This window comes from uncultured Campylobacter sp. (assembly GCF_938018145.1).
Taxonomy (GTDB): Bacteria; Campylobacterota; Campylobacteria; order Campylobacterales; family Campylobacteraceae; genus Campylobacter_A.
Window position 1 is genome coordinate 1 of sequence record NZ_CALIII010000146.1, and the last position, 4,276, is coordinate 4,276.

The window sequence follows — 4,276 nt, forward strand, 5'->3', positions numbered from 1 at the left end:
CATCGTAAATCCTCGCTCGCGCTTTAGAAAACTAGCTAAAATGATAAACGAAGACGCCGTTAAAAAAGTCGCGAGCTTCGCGCTAGTAGCCTGTTTTGCGGCATTTGCTCCGAGCAAAATCTACGCGGCCGATAACGCTAGAAACATCGACGCAAACCACGCCAAAGAGCTATCTACGCTAATCATCCAAAGCGCCGACGGCAGGATGAAGCCTTTTGACACCGTAGCAAGAGAAATTTTAAACAAGATCCACCGCAGCGATACGCTAGACGGCCTAAATGCAAACCAAGCCATACTTTCTATGATGATAAACGCCCCGTACTGGCGCGACGTGCCGATAATCTACGTCGGAAATAAAGAGCTAAAAAAGCTAATCGGCATAGACGAAAAGGCTAAATACGCGAGCTATAACGACTTTTTTGCAAGCGATAAAGACGGTAAAATCATCTACAAACTAAACAAATTTGCCGAAGCCGCAAACCGCAAAACTCCGGGCGAGCGAGGTACGTTCGATAAAGACTTGCAAAAAGTTGATGAGCGTCTAAATATCCTTTACATGGTGTTTATAGGCGAAGTCTTTACGATGTTCCCAAAAATGGACGACCCGAATAACAAATGGTACGGTATAGCCTCAGCCATGATGTATCTTCCTAAAAACGAGAGCGAGCCGATCGGCAGAATGCTAAGAAGCTATTTCACTAGCGTTGCCGAAGCTACAGAAAACAACAACTGGCGCCGAGCGAATCAAGCTCTAGCCGAGATCAAAACCTATCAGCAAGAACACGGCAAAGCGGTCATTCCGGGCGAAAAACGCGTCGAGATGGAGCTGTTTTTTAACGAGTATAAAATTTTCGAGTCGCTAACGCCGATATATCTTTTGGCAGGGTTTGGCCTTTTATGCTTCGTGTTTGCTAAGATGGCAAAGCCTAAACTAAATATCAAATGGCTATTTGGTATCGTTTACGGCGTAAATATCTTAGCGTTTTTGCTGCACACTTTTGGCATCGGCATACGCTGGTATATCGCCGAGCACGCGCCGTGGAGCAACGCCTACGAATCGATGATCTACATCGCTTGGGCGCTTAGTTTATCAGGCCTAGTGTTCTCACGCCAAAGCCCGATAGCTATGGCGCTAACCTCGATTTTAGCGGGCGTTACGCTATTTGTCGCGCACCTTAGCTGGATGGATCCGCAGATCACTACTCTAGTGCCTGTGCTTCAGAGCTACTGGCTAACGATCCACGTATCGGTTATCACGGCTAGCTACGGATTTTTGGGACTTTGCTCGCTGCTGGGTATGTTTACTCTCGTGCTTTTTGCTATGCAAGGTGGCAAAGAGCATAAGGAAATTTCGCGAAATATCCTAGAAGCCACGCGCATAAACGAGATGGCGATGATACTGGGTCTTAGCCTGCTTACGATGGGAAACTTCCTGGGCGGCGTTTGGGCGAACGAAAGCTGGGGTCGATACTGGGGCTGGGATAGCAAGGAGACGTGGGCGCTGGTTTCTATTCTCGTTTACGCAGCGGTTTTACACATCAGATTTATCCCTAAACTAAACAGCCAGTACGCATTTGCCGTGACTTCGATGTTTGCTTATTGGTCGATCATAATGACCTATTTTGGCGTAAACTTCTACCTAAGCGGCATGCACTCGTACGCTGCTGGCGAGCCGGTGCCGGTGCCGACTTTTGTGTGGGTGGGCGCGCTTTTGATGGTCTTGATAGCTGTTTTGGCGTATTTTAGAAAACCAGATAAAACCGTAAAACTATAATGCAAATCCTCTTAATAGCGATATTGGCGGCGATTTTTTTAATAATCGTCGCCGCGCTAATTTTTCTCGTCGTCAAATTTAAACACAGCAGCAAAACCGCTCAAAACGAGCCCTCAAAGCAAGAGGAAAAAGAGCTTACACTACAAGATCTAATCGACATCGCTAGCAATCCAAAAAGCGATAAAAACGATCTTTTTGCAGCTTTAAAAATTTTTGCCGCTTCGTTTAAAATCCCGCCCAAACAAAATGGCAAAGCCGCAAGCGATGCGAAAGCTCATCTAAATTTCATCACGGTTTTAGCCTCTCACAAAAACGCCGACGCAAAACTAATAGCCTTTATGAGCAACGAGCTAAAAAAGAAAAATCCCGAATACGTAGCCGAGATAGACTACTACGAACAGCTTGGAACCTCGCAAAGAAAGAAGTAAATCAGGCGTCAAATTTAACGTCGCCGCTTGATCTTTAAAGCAGACGATTTTATTTTTACCCAAACAAATTTGACGCCAAAAAATAATGCCTAAAGAAGTAAATTTGATCTAGCAAACAAGACCGCCTTGCGACGCTGTAAAATTTACTTCATAAACGGCAACTCAAATTTAATCCACTCGTAGTCAAGTCCGATTTTCGTCACAGCCTCGTAGCAAATCGCGCTAAGAAGCCCTGCAAAAAGCCCTGCTAGCATATCATCACCCATCACGCCCAGCCCGCCTTTTACGTTTTTGTCGATGCGGCCAATCACGGAAGGTTTCCAGATATCAAACGCTCTAAAAAACAGGACCGAGAGCGCAAACTGCACCGCCGTAGCGCCGCTGATAGAAATCGCCAGCCAAACGCCCGCAACCTCGTCTATCACGATGCTGCCATGATCATGCACGCCAGTTTTAGCCTCATTGCTGTCGATAATCTTGATGCTATATAAAAAAAGACAAATCGAAACTAAAAACAGCGTGGAAGCGGGCAAAAACATCAAAAATCCATACGCTGCGACCGCACCAGCTATAGAGCCCACCGTGCCAGGAGCCTTAGGGCTTAGGCCTGCGCCAAAAAAAGTTAAAAATAATCTTTGCATAATTTCCCTTGAAATCAAATTTAAATTATAATCGGTGCATTTTTACTCGCCGATTTTTAGTGCGATTTTAGCAAATTTAACGCGCAAATTTCAAAATTCGGACGCCAAATTTTCGCGGATTTCGAATATTTTCAAATTTGACGGCAAAATGCGCTAAATTTATTAGATCTTACAACCGCAAATTTCAATCCGTACTTTCAGCAATCAAATTTAAATTTTCCAAACTACAATACAAATTCGCCGCAACGCTGTGCAATATCGTCAAATTTAACGTCAATCAAAGCACGGACGCCTTACGCCAAACAAACCGCACTACCCTCCGCGCAATAAATGTATAGCGTCAAATTTTAGAGTTTTGCGGTGCGGGTCTTAGCAAGTAAAATTTGCAAATTTGAACGCAAAAGCAAAGATAAGATACCGCAAAAACGATAAGCTCGCAACGCTAATGCAAAGTAGTCACTCAGTAAATTTTAGCGGCGATAAAACGCGAAGTTTCCCAAGCTAAATTTAACTCTTCCCCTGCTTCGCACTGCAAATTTGTGGCTCTTGGGAAGCAACTGCAAGCGCGACAAAGCTACAAAGCACACTCCCCACAAAACGAGCCATAATAGAAAAGAACCATACGTCTGTGCCAAATAGGCAAAAAATGCCAAACAAACAACGCATGCATACAGCAATAAACGATATTTCGACGCAGTAAAAGCTAAAAGCAAATTTAAGTCAGCGACGTCGTCTGATAAAGCTTCATCAAATTTTCGTAAAACTCCCTCTCCGTCTGCTTTTCGAGCAGTCCGTTGCTAGGGAAAAGATCGTCGCAAAGCTTTTGGATATTTTCAAATCGGTTCGGGAAAAGCTCGCTCAGTATCATCGCCGAGATGTCGCGCCGCATGAGGATCGCAGGCGGCAAGATGCCCGCTAGCAGCAAGGTTTTTAGCGTCTGCGCGTGGTATTTGATATGGTGGTGCTGGCCGTGCGGGCAGGTCTTGGTGCTAACTAGCGTCTTGCACTCGTCGCAGTAGACGAGCTCTGGCAGTACGACGATATCTAAATTTAGATCGTTTTTGTAGCGTTCTAGCACCGTGTGAGCGACGTTGTGATCGTAAAACATCCCGATACCGGCGTGATTTTGCCCGACTATGAGCTTATGGGCGCCTAACCTATGCGCCGCGATGCACTCTAGTGTCGGATTTAGGTGCGAGCTAAAGAGATTTGAGTTCTCAAAAGGCACGATGATCAAGCGGTTTTTGGGGACGTAGTTTTGGATGAAGTATTCCAGCACGCTTTTTTTGAGCGAAAAGCTCATCATCTCGTCCGCGCCGTGGCTTTTTAGTAAAAACAAAAGCACCAGATCGGAGCTATCTATCGTCATCCTGATCAGGCGCTCGTGCGCGCGGTTAAATGGCTCCGCGGTTAGCATGATCGCCGAGATTTTT

3 protein-coding genes and 1 pseudogene are annotated in these 4,276 nt (G+C 45.5%); 2 read left to right on the forward strand and 2 right to left on the reverse strand.

The features are described 5' to 3' along the window. Positions 1 to 1,774 (forward strand): cytochrome c biogenesis protein CcsA (ccsA, locus tag Q0338_RS03355; protein ID WP_298085527.1); only part of this gene is annotated, 1,774 nt, incomplete at its 5' end. Further along, the gene (locus Q0338_RS03360; protein ID WP_298085528.1) at positions 1,774 to 2,202 is read left to right on the forward strand and encodes a fatty-acid--CoA ligase; all 429 of its coding nucleotides are present in this window, start codon (positions 1,774 to 1,776) and stop codon (positions 2,200 to 2,202) included. The genes ccsA and Q0338_RS03360, both read left to right, overlap by 1 nt. A 143-nt stretch (positions 2,203 to 2,345) precedes the next feature. On the opposite strand, the gene Q0338_RS03365 is transcribed toward Q0338_RS03360, so the two are convergent. Together Q0338_RS03365 and Q0338_RS03370 are read right to left on the reverse strand one after the other, a co-directional pair. Next, complete coding sequence (locus tag Q0338_RS03365; RefSeq protein ID WP_298085529.1) at positions 2,346 to 2,843, reverse strand: phosphatidylglycerophosphatase A; 498 nt, start codon at positions 2,841 to 2,843, stop codon at positions 2,346 to 2,348. Between the two features lie 715 nt (positions 2,844 to 3,558). Next, a pseudogene (locus Q0338_RS03370) lies at positions 3,559 to 4,276 on the reverse strand (sulfate adenylyltransferase); the annotation flags it as partial.